The organism is Erythrobacter sp. S259, from assembly GCF_057364965.1.
In genome coordinates this window covers 1157830-1173265 of sequence record NZ_CP200286.1, presented here as the reverse complement: position 1 = coordinate 1173265, position 15436 = coordinate 1157830, and the positions used below count along the sequence as shown (strand labels likewise).

Below are 15436 nucleotides of genomic sequence, written 5' to 3'. Positions count from 1 at the left end.
GCAGGGGTTTTTCATGTGTGCAGCGCTGTGATTTACGCGGCGGTTGAGAATGCCTCTTCGGGAAGCGCCATCATGTTTTCGCTGCCCGCTTCAAGCTTGCGGCGAAGTGCGCCTGCATCTGGCAAGAAGCGCTCGGTATAATACGCGGCAGACGTCATTTTCGCTTCGTAGAACGCCTTGTCCTCCGGCGCGCCTGCAAGCGCTTCAGATGCGGTTTTCGCCTGCTTGAGCCAGAAGAAACCGAGCGTCACAATGCCCATGATGTGCATGTAGTGGTGGGCGCCAGCACCAAGGTGGTTCGGATTGGCCATTGCGTTTTGCATAAACCACATGGTCGCCGCTTTCTGCTCGCCCAAAGCTTTCTCAAGCTTGGTGGCGATATCGCTAAGCGCCTCATTACCCTTGGCCTCGGCAATTTCGTCGTCGATCATTTTAAAGAAGGCTTGAACCGCGCGGCCGCCTTTGCTGGCAAGTTTGCGCCCGCAAAGGTCCATCGCTTGAACGCCGTTGGTGCCTTCGTAGATCATAGCAATCCGGCTATCGCGCACGAACTGCTCCATGCCCCACTCGCGCACATAGCCGTGGCCGCCGTAGACCTGCTGCATATTGTTGGCGATGTCATAGCCTTTATCAGTGCCATACCCTTTGATAACCGGGGTCATCAGACCGATCAGGTCATCGGCAAGCTGACGCTCTTCCTCGGTCTGCGCCTTATGCGTGAGGTCCACTTGCAAAGCACCCCATAGACACAAAGCACGCATGCCTTCGTTAAAGACTTTGGCGTCCATAAGCATCCGGCGCACATCCGGGTGCACGAAAATCGGGTCCGCTTTGGCGTCGGGCTCTGCCGGGCCTGTAAGGCCGCGGCCCTGTCGACGATCGAGCGCATAGGTGACGCCGTTCTGATAAGAAACCTCCGCTTGTGCGAGCCCTTGGAGCCCCACACCCAAACGCGCCGCGTTCATCATCACGAACATCGCGGCAAGGCCCTTGTTCTCCTCACCCAGCAGATAGCCAGTCGCCTCATCATAGTTGAGGACACAGGTAGAGTTTGCGTGGATGCCCATCTTTTTCTCGATAGAACCGCACGAAACGCCGTTGCGTGTCCCAGGCTCACCATTCTCGTCGAGAACGAATTTGGGAACGATGAAGAGCGAGATACCTTTTGAGCTGTCCGGCGCGCCAGGTGTCTTGGCGAGAACCAAGTGGATAATGTTGCTGGTAAGATCATGCTCACCCGCAGAGATGAAAATCTTCGTCCCCGTGATCTTGTACGAGCCATCCGCCTGCGGCTCGGCTTTTGTGCGGATAAGGCCAAGGTCGGTCCCGCAGTGCGGCTCAGTCAGGTTCATTGTGCCCGACCACTCGCCCGAAATCATCTTCGGCAGATAGGCGTCTTTCTGCTCCTGTGTGCCAGCAGCTTCCAGAGCGGCCGATGCGCCATTGGTGAGACCGGGATACATGCCGAACGCTTGATTGGCACCGGCGGTAAATTCTTCGACCACCATGCCCAAGGTGTGCGGAAGGCCCTGCCCGCCGAACTCTTCAGGCTTAGCCAGCGTGCCCCAACCGCCTTCGACATAAGCATCATAAGCTTCTTTAAAGCCTTTGGGTGTTGTCACGCTGCCGTCTTCGTGACGGGTGCATCCTTCTTCATCGCCCGATTGGTTGATCGGCGCCAAAACCTCGGAGCAAAACTTGCCAGCCTCATTCACAATCGTATCAATCATGTCCTGTGTGGCGTTCTCAAAGCCGGGCAAATTGCCATAGGACGCAAGGTCGAGCATCTCGTTCAGAACGAAGCGGGTGTCGCGGGTGGGAGCGGTGTAGGTTGGCATCAGGTGATCCCTCTTCTGGCATGCGTATGGGGGTTAAATACGGTGTCTACTTTAGGCGGCGTCAGCCCAGCTCGAGCTTTTCGACTTCGACAACAAAATCGCTGAGCTCTTTGATGGACGATTCGATATCATCGCGCTGCTCTTTCAATTTGGCAATATGCGCGCGGCACCGCTCAACCGTAACGCGGCGTTGTTCGACCCGGCCATCGTCAAGGTCATACAGGTCAATCATCTCGCGAATTTCGGTAAGGCTGAAACCAACATTCTTGGCCCGCATGATCCACGCGAGCCGCGCGCGGTCACGTTTTGAATACACCCGGGTCAAACCGACGCGTGCCGGGCTGATCAGCCCCTCATCCTCATAAAACCGCAAAGCCCTTGCTGTGCAGCCGAACTCTGAAGTTAGATCGGAAATCGAAAACTGTTCCCGCGCCAAATCGTCAGGTCTATCAAGATGCGCACCATTGCGGCGCGGCTCAGCAGCTTCAGTGAGAGTATCGGCGAGCGAGTCGGTTTGGGTGTCCATACTGGGTGGATTACCTTCCCCTTACGTGAGCGTCAAGTGTTGACCTTTACGAGAGCGGAAGCGTCTTCCGCATTCATATCGAGCCGTCTGTAAAAACATGATGTGCGTCCCGTATGACACGTCGGCCCGGCGGGTTCTGCATAAATGACAAGCGCGTCCTGATCACAATCGACCCGGATCTCGACCACCTTGAGTACATTGCCGGATGTCTCACCTTTCATCCAAAGCTCTTGGCGTGAACGCGACCAAAACGTGACATTACCGCTCTGCCGCGTTTGGGCGAGCGCTGCGGCATTCATGAATGCGACCACCAACACGTCTTTGCTGAGAGAATCGAGCACGACCGCTGATAGAAGCCCCGTGTCGTCGAATTTAGGCGCAAAGATGCTCCCTTCTTCGCGTGCGTCAGAACTGATCAACTTCTCTGCGGGCAAGAAAATTCTCCATCAACGCAATATTATAAGACAAACAGCGCCCAAGGGTTCAAGGCATGCGACCAAATGTTGCAAGATAACCACATAAGAGCGCCAAAATAGGTGAAAATCCGCAAAGCACCTTTCCGTGGCGGAACCCGAGTGGAACAACACTGCTTACGGGCGCCGTTAAAAGCGTCCATCCACCTAACAAACGGTGTTGTCAAACGCCGGGTTCAGGGGGTTGTCGGTCAGGACCAACAGCGGGGTGTTGGATGACCGATTGAACGATTGAGGGACGTGGTCCTGGAGGAGAAGTTAGGGGGTCTCCTGCTCAGCTCTTTAGAGCGGACCTAAACCGTTTCGTCACGTGGCGCCCGGGGTCTAACGACCTCGGGCGTTTCGGTGTGCGGCCTCTTATTCGAGTCCTATTTCTGAATTAGGATTTGACGCCCCCAGACTGCCCGGTGTCCGGGCAAAGCAAGCGATGCGAACGCGAGACGCGCCCGCAGCCAGCAGAACATCGACACTTGCGCCGCTTGTCGCACCGCTTGTCAGAACATCATCCACGAGGATTACGGCGCGCCCTCTAATCAAACTTTGTGCCGATTTGCGTACCGCGATGGCGCCTTTCAGAACCTTATGCCGATCCTGCGAATTCATATTGCCGAGGCTCGGCGTGCGTTTCTGCCGGACGAGGCCATCCACCAAAAGCTCACCCTTCCCCGCTTTCGCAATTTCACGCGCAAGCATGGCGGATTGATTGAACCCTCGCTGCCAAATGCGGGTGCGGTGAAGCGGTACGGGAATTATTAGCGGGTTCGCCCCCTCCTCGACATGAATGCGCGATGCCATCATCTTGCCAAGCAATGGGGCAAGCGCGAGTTTGCCGCCGTGCTTGAATTTCAAAATCAAGCTGCGTGACATATCGTTGTAGATGGTTGCCGCGATGATCCCCGAATGCCCGGATGCACCGCCAGCGGCATCCCCTTCGCCGCTGGAAAACTCCAATTCGCCCCAGCAATCGAGGCAAAGCGCACCGTGATTGGCCGTAGCAGCGCCGCATGATGAGCAACGCGGCGGGTAAACGAGGTCGGCGATTGGCCTTAGACCCTCCTTGAGGTCTTTACCAAACTGCTTGGGCATAAGAGATTTGGACGGAGCCATCGGGCATGGTTTGCACCTCTTGCGCTTGGGCTGCAAGCGCGCCAATGCGTGGAGGCATGACCGCCAGCCCCGTTCCTCAGATATTTGATCGCAAAGCGGCAGCGGCCAAATGGGCGCGTGCCCGCACGCGGCAGGGACGCGCAGGCAGCGCATCTTATCTCACCGCTACGATTGCTGAGGATATTGCCGACCGATTGGACTTTATGAGGTTCAAGGCAGAGGCCGCCTTGGTCGTGGGCGATGAAACGGGCGGGTTGCCTGCCCAAATCCGAAAGCGTTTGGGGGAGTTTGACGAAGAAACACCGGGCGGATTCGAGGAATATGACCTTATTGCGCACGTCCTTGGCCTTGGGGCGGTGAACGATCTGCCAGGCGCTCTCATCCATGCGCGCAATGCTCTTAAGGATGGCGGGATTTTCATCGCAGCTTTTCCCGGCGCCGGATCGCTTCCGGCGCTTCGTCAAATCGTGCTTGAGGCGGACGGTGAGAGGCCCGCTGCACGCATGCATCCCTTAGTCGATAACCGCGCGGGCACCGCTTTGCTCGAACGCGCTGGGTTCACCCGCAAGGTGGTCGACAGCTTTCCGCTAAACGTGCGTTTCTCGTCGTTTCACCAGTTAATTAGCGATCTGAGAGACCATGGCCTCACGCGAAGCCTTTACAGCCCCGTTCCGCTGTTGACACGCGAATGGATAGGCCGCGCTGAAGCCGCCTTCGATACTATGCGCGAAGACGACGGGAAGGTCACGGAGATCTTCAATATCCTCGTTCTGACAGGGTGGCGGTAAGCCTTACTTTAGCGCTGCCTGAGCCGCTGCAAGCCGTGCAATCGGCACGCGGTAAGGCGAGGCGCTGACGTAATCGAGGCCAACGCTTTCGCAGAAAGCGATGGAGGCAGGGTCGCCCCCATGCTCACCGCAAATACCGAGTTTGATGTCAGGGCGCGTCGCCCTGCCCCGCTCGGCGGCAAGCTCGACCAGCTGGCCTACACCTTCTATATCGAGGCTCACGAATGGATCGCGCGCAAAGATGCCTTTCTCGACATAAGGCGCAAGGAAGCGCGCTGAATCATCGCGGCTCACCCCGAGAGTGGTCTGCGTCAAATCGTTGGTGCCAAAGCTAAAGAACGCGCCCTCCTCGGCGATCTCACCGGCCATCAACGCTGCGCGCGGCAGTTCAATCATAGTGCCCACGAGGTATTCAACCTCTGCGCCCTTCTCGGCAAACACCTTTTGCGCGGTCTCATCAATAAGCGTTTTAAGGATAGCGAGCTCTTTCGAAGTCGCCACCAGCGGGATCATGATCTCGGGCAAAGGCGCTTCGCCGGAGGATGCCTTCACATCGCACACCGCCTCGAAAATGGCGCGCGCCTGCATCTCGTAGATTTCCGGGAAAGTGATCCCCAAACGGCAACCACGGTGGCCCAGCATTGGGTTGAACTCGTGCAGCTCCCCTGCCCGGCGTTTCAAGTGATCCACACCCAGCCCAGTCACATCGGCAAGCTCTTCGAACTCAGCGTCTTGTGTGGGCAGGAACTCATGCAAAGGCGGATCAAGCAGGCGGATCGTGCAAGGCAGTCCCGCCATAACTTCGAAAATCGCAGTGAAATCCGCGCGCTGTTCGGGAAGCAGAACGTCCAAAGCCGCGCGGCGGCCCGCGTCTTCTTCGGCGAGGATCATCTGGCGCACGGCCTTAATGCGGCTTGCATCAAAGAACATATGCTCTGTGCGACAAAGGCCGATGCCTTCTGCGCCAAAGCTGCGCGCCATTTTGCAGTCTTCTGGAGTTTCGGCATTTGTGCGCACTTTCATGCGGCGGTGAGCGTCTGCCCACACCATCAACGTGCCAAAGTCACCGGCAAGCTCAGGCTCAACCGTGGGCACAATGCCCAGCATGATCTGACCGTTCGCGCCGTCAAGAGTGATCTCGTCACCCTCTTTGAGTTCCTCATAACCAATCCGCAACGTGCGCGAGGCAAGGTCGATCGACACTGCACTGGCACCAGAGACGCAAGGCCGTCCCATGCCGCGCGCCACCACGGCTGCGTGGCTGGTCATACCGCCGCGCGCGGTAAGAATGCCCTGTGCTGCGTGCATCCCGTGGATGTCTTCGGGCGATGTCTCGACCCGAACAAGGATGACCTTCTCACCGCGCTCAACCCATTGCTCAGCCGTATCGGCATCAAGCACGATCTTACCCGCGGCAGCGCCCGGCGATGCTGGAAGACCAGAACCGAGGATGTTGCGCTCCGCATCAGGATCAAGGGTCGGGTGGAGCAGCTGGTCCAGCGCCATGGGATCAACGCGGCGCACGGCCTCTTCCTGCGTGATGAGGCCTTCGCCTTCCATATCCACCGCCATGCGCAGCGCGGCTTTCGCCGTGCGTTTACCAGAGCGAGTTTGCAGCATCCAAAGCTTGCCGCGCTCAACGGTAAACTCGATGTCTTGCATATCTTTATAATGACCTTCGAGCAGGTCAAACACGCGCGCCAGCTCGCCATAAGCCTCTGGCATCGCCTCTTCCATTGAAAGCGCCTTTGCGCCTGCGGTCTCACGCGCGGCCTTGGTAAGGTATTGCGGCGTGCGGATGCCAGCGACAACGTCTTCCCCTTGCGCATTGATGAGATATTCGCCGTAATACGCACGCTCACCCGTCGCAGGGTCGCGGGTGAAGGCAACGCCGGTTGCCGACGTGTCGCCCATATTGCCGAACACCATCGCCTGCACATTGACGGCCGTTCCCCAGTCACCGGGGATGTCGTTGAGGCGGCGATAAACCTTGGCGCGGTCTGAGTCCCAGCTGTCGAACACAGCCCGGATCGCGCCCCAAAGTTGATGAAACACGTCTTGCGGGAAGGGTTCGTTCAATTCACTCGAAACGATGCCCTTGAACTCTCCTACAAGCGCCTTCCAATCATCGGCAGAGAGTTCAGTGTCTGCATAGAAGCCATTGTCTTCCTTGCAGATTTCCAGCGCCTCCTCGAACAATCCATGGTCAATTCCGAGCACAACATCAGAATACATCTGGATGAAACGGCGATAGCTATCCCAGGCAAACCGTTCATCGCCGCTTGTTTGCGCTAAACCTTCAACCGTTTCATCGTTGAGGCCCAAATTGAGGACCGTGTCCATCATCCCTGGCATCGACACGCGCGCGCCTGAGCGAACGGATACGAGCATCGGGTCAGACGCATCACCAAAGCGCTTACCGACCGATTTCTCGATATGTCCAATCGCCTCATCGACACTGCCGCGCAGCTCATCAGAGAAGTCCGCGCCTTCGTTCAGATAGCGCACGCATTCTTCGGTGGTGATGGTGAAACCCGGAGGAACAGGCAGGCCAATGCTCGCCATTTCGGCAAGGTTTGCGCCCTTGCCCCCGGTGATCGTCTTGTCACCCTGACGGGGATCATCGTGAGCGGCGCTTCCGCCGAAGGGGTAGACTGTCTCGACCATCAACCTTCAATCCTTGAGAAATCTGCGACACCGTGCACCGCGTTGCGTAGGCGCGCCAGGAGACCAAGCCTACTGTCACGTTTAACCGTATCCTGATCATTCACCGTGACGCCTTCAAAGAACGCGTCGATGGGAGCGCGCAAGGATGCAAGCGCTTCCATAGCGGCTTCAAAATCCTCGGCTTCAATGGCGGAAGCAGCCTTTGGTTCCGCTGTATCGAGCGCGGCGATCAGAGCGGCTTCGGCAGGTTCGGGAGCAGGATTTATAGCGCCCGCCTCCCATTCCTCTTTCTTGAGGATATTCGCCGCCCGCTTGTAGCCAGCGAGGAGGTTTGCGCCGTTATCTGTTTCGATGAAGCTTTGGAGGGCATGGACTCGGGCTAGGAGCCTGACGAGATCGTCCTCTCCGCCGAGGGCGAATACAGCGTCAATGAGGTCGTGGCGAACGCCCGCCTCGCGTTGCTGAACTTTTAGGCGGTCGGCGAAGAAATCGAGAGCGCTGTGCCGCGCACTATAGTCCCATAGCTGATAGAGGCGAGAAAACTCCTGAACGAAATCGGTAGGCGCAAATTCGAGGTCTTGATTAATTATCATTAGCCGAAGGCGGTCGACGTCATCAAAGTCCAAGTCCTCCTCGTTCAGTCGATACTTCGTGTCCTTCCTGACTCGCCGAGTAGCCATTTCAATCCAAGCAAGGGAGGACACTTTGAAGGAGCGAAGGACCGACAAATCCAATGAGTTTTCGCCCAAAATCTGAAGAATACCGATCGCGGCTCTACGCAGCGCAAATGGATCTTTTGATCCAGTAGGTTTTTCATCAATTGCGAAAAACGCAAAAAGAGTATCCAACTTATCCGCCAGGCTCACTGCGACCGTCACCGGAGCAGTCGGCACATCATCGCCCTGCCCCACGGGTTTGTAGTGGTCGCGGATCGCGTCTGAGACTTCTGGCGGAAGGCCCTCTTTCTCGGCGTAGTATCCGCCCATCAGGCCTTGCAGCTCGGGGAACTCGCCGACCATTTCGGTAACGAGGTCTGCCTTGCAAAGTCGTGCAGCTTGTTCGGCTAGGTCCGCTAACTCCTCAACCGTTCGTGCTGAGCTTGTCGAAGCACGCGCGCGCCCTTCGACAGGCTCAGGGCGAACGGATGTGGGTGTAATGATGCCTTCCTCGCAAAGCCAACGCGCAAGTTTTGCCACCCGCTCAACCTTGTCGGCGACTGTGCCCAGCTTCTCGTGAAAGGTAATCCGCTCCAGCTTGGTCGCGTGCTCAGCCAAGGTCGTCTTCTGATCGAGCTCCCAAAAGAACCGCGCATCGGCCAATCGCGCCGCAAGCACCTTGCGGTTGCCATCCACCACTACGGCGGGGTCAATTGCCTCAATATTGGCTGTGCAGACAAAAGCATTGGCGAGGCGGTTCATCCCGTCATTGGCCGCGTCTTCGCACACAAAATACTTCTGGTTCACCCGCGCGGTGAGCTGGATGACTTCGGGTGGGACTTCGAGGAATTCTTCGTCGAAGCGTCCAAGCAGCGGCACGGGCCATTCGGTTAGCCCTGCGTTCTCAACCACCAGCCCCTCATCCTCGAGCAAAACGAGCCCGGCGTCCTCGGCGGCTTTCTTCGCGCCTTCGCGGATGATTGCCGCACGCTTTTCATGGTCGACGATCACACGCGCGGCGCGCAATTTGTCGGGGTAGTCGTCCGCGCCATCAATCGAGATCGGCCCGTCGGAGTGGAAACGGTGGCCCATGGTCTCGCGCCCGCTTGCAAAGCCTTCCATCACCACCGGCACTACTTCGCCGCCCAGCAACGCTACGATGCCAGACAAAGGGCGGACCCACCGCGTGCTTTCCGAGGAAACAGACGCCTCGCCCCAGCGCATGGATTTGGGCCATGAGAAGTCGCGGATGATCGTAGGGATCGCGGATGCAAGAAGGTCTGCAACCTGCTGACCCGGTTTTTCGATCACGGCAAAGTAGGTCGCGCGGCCTTTAATCTCGCGTTCCTCGAGGCTCTCGCGGGTGACACCGTTCTTGCGGCAGAAACCATCAACAGCCTGATCAGGAGCGCCCACCGGCGGCCCCTTGGCCTCTTCGCGCACTGCTTCGGTCTCAGTCGGCAGGTCGCGCGCAATCAGAGCCAAACGCCGCGGGGTCGACCATACGGTAATGTCGCCGGCTGCAACGCCGCTCGCCGATAGCTCGCGGGTATAGAGCTTCTCCAACTCAGCGCGCGCGCCCTTTTGCATGCGCGCAGGGATTTCTTCGGTGAGAAGTTCAAGGAGGAAATCAGCCATCAGATAAGGCTCCATTCCGGGTATTTTGCGGCCCATTCAGGTGCCATCTTCTTAGCATATTTCTCGCAGGACGAGCGCGCCAGATCCCTCACCCGCGCCATATAGGAAGCGCGTTCCTGGACGCTGATCACGCCGCGCGCTTGGAGAAGGTTGAAAAGGTGGCTGGCCTCCACCGCTTGCTCATAGGCCGCGATAGGAACGTCAGCGGCGAGAGCGTTCTGACACTCAGCCTCCGCCTTGGCGAACAGGTCGAACAAGGCGTCGGTGTCCGCAACTTCAAAGTTCCATTTGGACATTTGGCGCTCGTTCTCAAGGAACACCTCGCCATAGCTTACGCCGTGGCTGTTAAACGCAAGGTCGTACACATTATCAACGCCTTGGATGTACATTGCGAGACGTTCAAGGCCGTAGGTGAGCTCGCCTGCGACGGGCTTACAGTCAAAGCCGCCCATCTGCTGGAAATAAGTGAACTGGGTGACTTCCATCCCGTCGCACCACACTTCCCAGCCAAGCCCCCACGCGCCCAGCGTCGGGCTCTCCCAATCATCCTCGACAAAGCGAATGTCGTGGGCAAGCGGGTCAATGCCAATCGCGCGAAGGCTTGCAAGATACAGCTCTTGGATATCGCTCGGCGAAGGCTTCAGGATCACCTGATATTGATAATAATGCTGCAAGCGGTTGGGGTTCTCGCCATAGCGCCCATCGGTCGGACGGCGGCAAGGCTGCACAAACGCCGCATTCCAAGGCTCAGGGCCAAGCGCGCGCAGAGTTGTTGCCGTGTGAAACGTGCCTGCCCCCATGCGCATATCGTATGGTTGGAGGATGACGCAGCCATTGGCCGCCCAGAAATCATGCAGCGTCAGGATCATGTCCTGAAAGCTCTTGGACGGATCGCGCGCGGGAATCGCGGGAGTGGAAAGCACTGTAGCCATAGCGATGTGGCCAATGGCTGATGGCCCGAGAGGCGTCAATGGTGCGCCGCACCATGAATGATTCCCATGCCCGAAAAGTCAGCTTTTCCGGGCTTTTAGTCACCCTATGCCGACAAAAAGTCAGGTAGTGTTGACATTGTCAGCGAATCGCTACATAAAGTAAGGGTAACCTGACAAAACGTCAGCACTGATTGGTAAGGGGCGATCCGATGGTCAAAAATTCTGAGAGCACATTGGCCGATTGGCGCGAAAACACCGCCCAAGCGCTCGCCAGCCTCACCTTTGCGCTCGCAGCCTACGGCCTCGCCAGCGTCGCGATTGATTTTGCCGGCCTTATTCTTTGATTTGGCCGGCCCAATAGGAGCTTCACCATGAAAATTCTCAATACATGCGTACCCATCAAGCTTTGGCAGATTTTCCTCGCGATGCCCTTCATCGGTTACGCCACCGGAAACATCGCGGCAAAGATCATCTGACCGCGCAACTTCTCGACCCAAGGGACTGCTCAAAGAGCAATATGACATGAAAAACCGTCTCAAAGTGCTGCGCGCCGAGCGTGATTGGTCGCAGGCCGATTTGGCAGGCCATCTCGATGTTTCGCGTCAGGCGGTCAACGCCATTGAAACCGGCAAGCACGACCCTTCTTTGCCCCTGGCTTTTCGCATCTCACGTCTGTTTGACATGGCGATTGAGGAGATATTCCATGACGAATTTTGATGACACAGCTGGTTCGCAATCTGATAAAGATAACGGCTCAGAAAAGGGCTCAGTATTTCACTTCAGCGGTGGGATTTGGCGAGCGATAGCCTTAACTCTTGGAGCGTTCCTCTTTATATTTGTCCTGGGGGTCGGGTTTGGGTTTGCCAGCGCCGCTCTCGAAAAAGGCGAAGTCTCTGCTAAGTCGTTAGGCGTCTTGGTTGGAGTACTTAGCGCTTCTGCATTGATCGGCTATGGAGTTTGGAAATTCTGGCGGAAAAGCGATCGAGAAATCCAATCCAAAACCACACGTAAAGCCTCGCGCCTGCTCCAAGGATCAGTCATTACTGGTCTGTTCATTGGAATTGCCTATGCAATCACCGCGGGCGACAAAAATACAGAACTGTATTCTAACGCCCCGATGCAAACGGCACCGGCGGTTGTGCTGTCCATCGGAGTAATCGCTGCATTGGTGATTGGAATCTTGTGGGTGCGCACTATCGATGAACACGAAACAGCCGCTAATAATGCAGGGGCTATGCTGGCTCTCTACTTCTACACCGGCCTGACACCGCTTTGGTGGATCGCCTCGCGGGCTGGCTGGGCACCGGCTCAAGACCCGATGATTACGTTTCTCATTGTGATGACAGTTTGGTGCGCAGTCTGGTGCTACCGCCGTTTCACCTAAATTTCCCGAAGATTCACTCAATTTCAACTGACCAATATCCCTAAAGAAAGGACTATCCATGAAACTATCTTCACTCCTCACCGCCAGTGTCGCAGGTCTTGCGCTTCTGGCATCAAGCCCCGCCTTCGCCGACGATCATACTGAGGTAGAGCCGAAGCTAATTGAACTGCCAAGCGGCCCCGCAGGACCTGCGCTTTGGAAGGTGTCTGATGATGACACCACAATTTACCTCTTCGGCACGGTACACGTTCTCCCAAAAGACCTCGAATGGTATGACGCTGAAATTGATGCAGCTTTGGGCTCGTCGGATACAGTGGTCACCGAGATCAAAATGGACCCGGCAAGCGAAGCTGCAATGGGTCAACTTGCCCAGACCCGCGGTCAATTTACCGATGGCACAACCTTGCGCTCGCTTCTCAATGAGGAACAAACGACAAGTTATGAGGCAGCGCTTGCAGGGATTGGTGCACCGCCGCAAGCTTTTGATCCCATGAAACCATGGCTTGCAGGTCTGACCCTCTCAATCATCCCGCTGATGCAGCAAGGTTATGACCCGAACTCAGGTGTCGACAAGGTCATTCTGTCAAAAGCCGGTGATGCAACGCAAGATGCGCTGGAAACCGCAGAATTCCAAATCGGCATTTTCGATGGTCTTCCCCAAGACGCTCAGGTCGCCTTTATGATGGAAGCGGTTGAGGGCATGCCGAAGGTCAAAGACACTATTGATGCCATGGTAGCAGAATGGGTTGAAGGCGACTCCGATGGCCTTGCTGCGATCATGAACGAAGACCTCGATGATGAGGCTCTAGCAGAATCGCTCCTTTATTCGCGCAATGCGAAATGGGCGGAGTGGATCGAAAGCCGCCTTGAAAGCACGCCTGGCACCGTCTTTATGGCAGTGGGTGCAGGTCACCTTGCAGGCGATAAAAGCGTGCAAGACTACCTTGAGGCGCGCGGCATCCAAAGCGAGCGCGTCCAATGATGGGCAGAAAATAATGGGCAGAGTGAGTGCAAATATGGGGCAATCCAATCTGACAAAGATTTGGACCACTTCTGTGGCTGCACTCACCCTTGGCCTGCTGCTTTTGCTTGGTGCGTGCAGCAGTGAACCGGCGGCGGGTGAAGCGCCAAGCGAGACTAAACCTTACCCGCCCCCCAATCCGCTCTTTTACGAGCTCGCAAACGCTGACGGGGAGGTCGAGGGATGGCTGCTAGGCACCATCCACGCCCTCCCCGAAGGCGTATTATGGCGCACTCCTAAGCTCGATGAGGTTGTCACTGAGGCCGATTTATTGCTGGTCGAAGTCGCAATCCTTGGACAAAATGACACGATCAGACAGACGTTCCTGAGCCTCTCGCGCAGCCCTGATCTTCCCGCAATAACGGACCGGATCGCCCCTGAGCTTCGCCCTCAGCTAGAGGAGATGGTGGACCGCTCAAACCTCTCGCGGGAGCAATTGCGGGCAGCCGAGGATTGGGCGGCCGCTATTATGCTAGCTCAGGTCGACGCGGCCGGGAAGCCTGAGTTCGGCGTTGACCGCCAGCTCATAAAGGATTTCCAAGACCGGCCGATTCTCGGATTTGAGACAGCGAGAGAGCAACTTGGAATTTTTGACCAGCTTGCCGCTGATGATCAACGCGAACTTCTCGAGGGGACGGTCGAGGAATGGGCCTCTTCAAGAGACAATCCAGAACGTCTTTTGCGGGCATGGCTCACAGGCGATAGCGCGGTCCTTGAAGAGGCGGCAAGTCGCGGCATCATGGAAGACCCTGAATTGCGCGCCGCGCTTTTGGTTGATCGCAACAATGCCTGGATGAGGCAATTGCGGCCGGTGCTTGGGCAAGAGCTCAAACCCCTGATCGCAGTTGGTGCCGCGCATCTGGTGGGCCCCGACGGGCTTGCCGTGATGCTCAAAAAAGAGGGCTATACCGTAACGCGGCTCACCCCCTCATAGCGGCACGTCACGCGAGTTTTCGGTTGTATTCTTACCTCAGCGCGGTATGTGCGCGCATCTTGGCGCTCTGGTCATCCCTGGAGGCGGGGCGTGCAAGGCATCTAAATCAACATGTATTCGAAAGGCTAATGTTATGAGCGACGCTCTGAAATTGCCCGCCGAAGCGCGCGAACGGGCAGGCAAGGGAGCCTCCCGTGCACTTCGCCGCGAAGGCCGGGTCCCCGCTGTCATCTATGGCGGCAAGGAAGAACCCCAAATGATCCACGTCGAGGAAAAGGAACTGGTTCGTCAGCTGATGACTGGTCACTTCATGAACTCGATTGTGCAGGTCGAAGTGGGCGGCGATACAGTTCGCACTCTTCCAAAAGACGTTGCTCTGCATCCGGTCACTGACCGCCCGACGCACGCGGACTTCTATCGCCTGTCGAAAGACGCCAAGGTCGATGTGTCGATCCCGGTTGTCTTTGTTGGCGAGGAAGATTCGCCCGGCCTTGTCAAAGGCGGCGTTCTCAACGTCGTGCGCCACGAGCTTGAACTGGTTTGTGCAGCGGACAAAATCCCTAGCGAAATCGAAGTATCGGTCGCTGGCAAAGACGTTGGCGATGCGGTCCACATCAGCGAAATCAGCCTTCCCGAAGGCTCAGAGAGCGCGATTACAGACCGCGACTTCACTATCGTTACTCTGGTAGCACCATCGGCGCTCAAGCAATCTGAAGGTGACACCACCGACGAAGATGAAGATGCGCCGGCAGCTGACGAAGTTGAAGCAACTGCGCAAAAGAGTGACGACGAAGGCTAAGCCTTTTTCGATTACACGAAATCACCAAGGCACCGGGCTCTGATAAAGAGCTCGGTGTTTTGTTTTGTGCGATGCCTCGCTAAAGGACCACCATGCAAATCTGGACTGGCCTTGGAAATCCCGGACCCAAATATGCCCTTCACCGGCATAATGTCGGCTTTATGGCGCTGGATGTTATCGCTGAGATGCACGGCTTTGGCCCTGAGCAGAAGAAGTTTCAGGGCTGGGTTCAGGAAGGCCGGATTGGTACTGAGAAAATCCTGCTGCTCAAACCTGCGACCTTCATGAATGAAAGCGGGCGCAGTGTTGGCGAGGCAATGCGCTTCTATAAGCTCGAGTTGGATGCCCTTACCGTCTTTCACGACGAACTCGATCTTGCGCCTTTCAAAGTGAAGGTCAAACAAGGTGGCGGTCATGCGGGGCACAATGGTCTTCGCTCGATCGACAAGCATCTTGGTGCCGATTTCCGCCGCATTCGCCTTGGCATTGGCCATCCGGGGCACAAGGACGCGGTAAACTCTTATGTGCTCGGCAATTATGCCAAGGCTGAACAAGACCCCCTCGTGGATATGCTCGGCGCAGTGGGAGCAGAGGCTAAGTGGCTGGCGGAAGGAAACTCGCCGCGCTTTATGAGCGATGTCGCGCTCAGGCAGCAAGGATGAGCAGGCGGCCG

The 15436-nt window shown here is 56.8% G+C and carries 15 protein-coding genes; 8 read left to right on the top strand and 7 right to left on the bottom strand.

Annotated elements, in window-relative coordinates; genetic code table 11:
* Positions 1-32: 32 nt before the first annotated feature.
* The 4 genes from AC0V60_RS05550 to AC0V60_RS05535 all read right to left on the bottom strand — a co-directional run bounded on the left by AC0V60_RS05550 (position 33) and on the right by AC0V60_RS05535 (position 3944).
* Positions 33-1838: an acyl-CoA dehydrogenase C-terminal domain-containing protein gene (locus AC0V60_RS05550; RefSeq protein WP_486177512.1), complete on the bottom strand. Its 1806-nt coding sequence runs from the start codon at positions 1836-1838 to the stop codon at positions 33-35.
* Between the two features lie 61 nt (positions 1839-1899).
* Positions 1900-2364, bottom strand: a complete 465-nt coding sequence (locus AC0V60_RS05545) for a MerR family transcriptional regulator (protein ID WP_486177511.1) — start codon at positions 2362-2364, stop codon at positions 1900-1902.
* Positions 2365-2396: 32 nt separating this feature from the next.
* Entirely contained in the window at positions 2397-2798 is a 402-nt protein-coding gene (gene hisI, locus AC0V60_RS05540; protein WP_486177510.1) for a phosphoribosyl-AMP cyclohydrolase, read from the bottom strand.
* Between the two features lie 396 nt (positions 2799-3194).
* Complete coding sequence (locus tag AC0V60_RS05535) at positions 3195-3944, bottom strand: ComF family protein (protein ID WP_486177509.1); 750 nt, start codon at positions 3942-3944, stop codon at positions 3195-3197.
* A gap of 56 nt (positions 3945-4000) precedes the next feature.
* On the opposite strand from AC0V60_RS05535, the gene AC0V60_RS05530 reads away from it, so the two are divergent.
* Positions 4001-4732 (top strand): class I SAM-dependent methyltransferase, encoded by a 732-nt coding sequence (locus AC0V60_RS05530; RefSeq protein ID WP_486177508.1) that lies wholly within the window; start codon positions 4001-4003, stop codon positions 4730-4732.
* A gap of 3 nt (positions 4733-4735) precedes the next feature.
* On the opposite strand, the gene ppdK is transcribed toward AC0V60_RS05530, so the two are convergent.
* From ppdK to AC0V60_RS05515, 3 genes are read right to left on the bottom strand one after another with little or no spacing between them, the layout of a single operon-like run.
* A complete protein-coding gene (gene ppdK / locus AC0V60_RS05525; protein ID WP_486177507.1) occupies positions 4736-7399 on the bottom strand; it encodes a pyruvate, phosphate dikinase in 2664 nt (887 codons plus the stop codon).
* The gene (gene glyS / locus AC0V60_RS05520) at positions 7399-9693 is read right to left on the bottom strand and encodes a glycine--tRNA ligase subunit beta (RefSeq protein ID WP_486177506.1); all 2295 of its coding nucleotides are present in this window, start codon (positions 9691-9693) and stop codon (positions 7399-7401) included. Before glyS ends, ppdK begins: the two co-directional genes overlap by 1 nt.
* Positions 9693-10562, bottom strand: a complete 870-nt coding sequence (locus AC0V60_RS05515) for a glycine--tRNA ligase subunit alpha (protein ID WP_486179447.1) — start codon at positions 10560-10562, stop codon at positions 9693-9695. Before AC0V60_RS05515 ends, glyS begins: the two co-directional genes overlap by 1 nt.
* A gap of 272 nt (positions 10563-10834) precedes the next feature.
* Between AC0V60_RS05515 and AC0V60_RS05510 the strand changes: the two genes are divergently transcribed.
* From AC0V60_RS05510 to pth, 7 genes are all read left to right on the top strand, one after another.
* Entirely contained in the window at positions 10835-10969 is a 135-nt protein-coding gene (locus tag AC0V60_RS05510; protein WP_486177505.1) for a hypothetical protein, read from the top strand.
* Positions 10970-11147: 178 nt separating this feature from the next.
* Positions 11148-11342 (top strand): helix-turn-helix transcriptional regulator, encoded by a 195-nt coding sequence (locus AC0V60_RS05505; protein WP_486177504.1) that lies wholly within the window; start codon positions 11148-11150, stop codon positions 11340-11342.
* Positions 11329-12009: a hypothetical protein gene (locus AC0V60_RS05500; protein WP_486177503.1), complete on the top strand. Its 681-nt coding sequence runs from the start codon at positions 11329-11331 to the stop codon at positions 12007-12009. The genes AC0V60_RS05505 and AC0V60_RS05500 overlap by 14 nt, the downstream gene beginning before the upstream one ends.
* A gap of 58 nt (positions 12010-12067) precedes the next feature.
* Complete coding sequence (locus AC0V60_RS05495) at positions 12068-12991, top strand: TraB/GumN family protein (RefSeq protein WP_486177502.1); 924 nt, start codon at positions 12068-12070, stop codon at positions 12989-12991.
* A 73-nt stretch (positions 12992-13064) separates the two neighbouring features.
* Positions 13065-13964 (top strand): TraB/GumN family protein, encoded by a 900-nt coding sequence (locus AC0V60_RS05490; protein ID WP_486177501.1) that lies wholly within the window; start codon positions 13065-13067, stop codon positions 13962-13964.
* A gap of 133 nt (positions 13965-14097) precedes the next feature.
* Complete coding sequence (locus tag AC0V60_RS05485) at positions 14098-14763, top strand: 50S ribosomal protein L25/general stress protein Ctc (RefSeq protein WP_486177500.1); 666 nt, start codon at positions 14098-14100, stop codon at positions 14761-14763.
* A gap of 92 nt (positions 14764-14855) precedes the next feature.
* Positions 14856-15425: an aminoacyl-tRNA hydrolase gene (gene pth, locus AC0V60_RS05480; protein WP_486177499.1), complete on the top strand. Its 570-nt coding sequence runs from the start codon at positions 14856-14858 to the stop codon at positions 15423-15425.
* Positions 15426-15436: the final 11 nt, after the last annotated feature.

Excerpts from the sequence above, each read along its gene's own strand:
- AC0V60_RS05550 (WP_486177512.1), bottom strand. The coding sequence starts at position 1,838 with ATGCCAACCTACACCGCTCCCACCCGCGACACCCGCTTCGTTCTGAAC.
- AC0V60_RS05545 (WP_486177511.1), bottom strand. The coding sequence starts at position 2,364 with ATGGACACCCAAACCGACTCGCTCGCCGATACTCTCACTGAAGCTGCT.
- AC0V60_RS05535 (WP_486177509.1), bottom strand. The coding sequence starts at position 3,944 with ATGGCTCCGTCCAAATCTCTTATGCCCAAGCAGTTTGGTAAAGACCTC.
- AC0V60_RS05530 (WP_486177508.1), top strand. The coding sequence starts at position 4,001 with ATGACCGCCAGCCCCGTTCCTCAGATATTTGATCGCAAAGCGGCAGCG.
- ppdK (WP_486177507.1), bottom strand. The coding sequence starts at position 7,399 with ATGGTCGAGACAGTCTACCCCTTCGGCGGAAGCGCCGCTCACGATGAT.
- glyS (WP_486177506.1), bottom strand. The coding sequence starts at position 9,693 with ATGGCTGATTTCCTCCTTGAACTTCTCACCGAAGAAATCCCTGCGCGC.
- AC0V60_RS05515 (WP_486179447.1), bottom strand. The coding sequence starts at position 10,562 with ATGATCCTGACGCTGCATGATTTCTGGGCGGCCAATGGCTGCGTCATC.
- AC0V60_RS05510 (WP_486177505.1), top strand. The coding sequence starts at position 10,835 with ATGGTCAAAAATTCTGAGAGCACATTGGCCGATTGGCGCGAAAACACC.
- AC0V60_RS05505 (WP_486177504.1), top strand. The coding sequence starts at position 11,148 with ATGAAAAACCGTCTCAAAGTGCTGCGCGCCGAGCGTGATTGGTCGCAG.
- AC0V60_RS05500 (WP_486177503.1), top strand. The coding sequence starts at position 11,329 with ATGACGAATTTTGATGACACAGCTGGTTCGCAATCTGATAAAGATAAC.
- AC0V60_RS05495 (WP_486177502.1), top strand. The coding sequence starts at position 12,068 with ATGAAACTATCTTCACTCCTCACCGCCAGTGTCGCAGGTCTTGCGCTT.
- AC0V60_RS05485 (WP_486177500.1), top strand. The coding sequence starts at position 14,098 with ATGAGCGACGCTCTGAAATTGCCCGCCGAAGCGCGCGAACGGGCAGGC.
- pth (WP_486177499.1), top strand. The coding sequence starts at position 14,856 with ATGCAAATCTGGACTGGCCTTGGAAATCCCGGACCCAAATATGCCCTT.